Origin of the sequence: Pseudoalteromonas sp. NJ631 (assembly GCF_000276645.1) — a bacterium.
Taxonomy (GTDB): Bacteria; Pseudomonadota; Gammaproteobacteria; order Enterobacterales; family Alteromonadaceae; genus Pseudoalteromonas; species Pseudoalteromonas piscicida.
Map to the genome: position 1 here is coordinate 1 of NZ_AKXJ01000046.1, position 1,019 is coordinate 1,019.

Consider the following 1,019-nt stretch of genomic DNA (forward strand, 5'->3'; position numbering starts at 1 on the left):
CTTTTCCGTTGACGGCCAACGGCACGGTTGACCGTAAGGCGCTGCCGGCGCCGGAAGGGGATGTATTAGGCGGCGAGTATATTGCGCCGCGCACTGAAACAGAAAAAACCTTATGCCAGATCTGGCAGGAGGTGCTGGGGGTTGAGCGGGTTGGTATTTCAGACAACTTCTTTGATCTGGGTGGGCACTCCCTGCTGGTTACTAAACTGGTGGCCCGTATTGGTGAAGCTTTTGAGGTCACACTGGCGCTGCGGAAGGTCTTTGAGCAGCCGAGGTTAATGGATCTGGCGGCTTTATTGTCCGGTGAGCACTCAGGTGGTATGCGTCCGCCGTTAACTGCGGTTTCCCGGGAGCAGGCTTTGCCTTTATCTTTTGCCCAGCAAAGGTTGTGGCTGCTGGATAAAATAGACGGCGGCAGTGTCCATTACAATATGCCTGCGGCGTTAAGATTAACGGGTAGTCTGAACAGTCAGGCGCTGCAGCAGGCCTTTAGTACAATTGTAGGACGTCATGAAAGCCTACGAACTTGCTTTGTTGTCGGCGATGACGGCGAGCCAGTTCAGGTGATTAATACGCCGCAGGCGTTTGAAGTGCCGCTTACGGATTTGTCTGTGCTGCCTGAAACCGTGCAACAAACACAAATTGATGAAGCTGTTGCCAAAGAGGCGGCCGCGGCCTTTGAGCTGAGCCAAGATTTAATGCTGCGGGCGCGCTTGCTTAAAGTTGCCGAGCAGGAACATATTTTGCTGGTGACCATGCACCATATCGCCTCGGATGGTTGGTCGATGGGTATACTGGTGAATGAATTTAGTAGCCTGTATACGGCTTATGCCAAAGGGCAGGAAAATCCGCTAGCACCTCTGGCGCTCCAGTACGGCGATTATGCTTACTGGCAGCGCAACTGGTTACAAGGGGCGGTGCTGGATGAACAGCTAGTGTACTGGGAAAAGCAGCTTGCCGGCTTACCTGTGGTGCATGCGTTGCCATTAGATCACGCCAGACCTGCGGTGCAGAGCTTT

The 1,019-nt window shown here is 53.7% G+C and carries 1 protein-coding gene; it reads left to right on the forward strand.

The genetic code is table 11. The features are described from left to right. Positions 1-1,019 (forward strand): condensation domain-containing protein (locus tag A587_RS0123720; protein WP_026001115.1); only part of this gene is annotated, 1,019 nt, incomplete at both ends.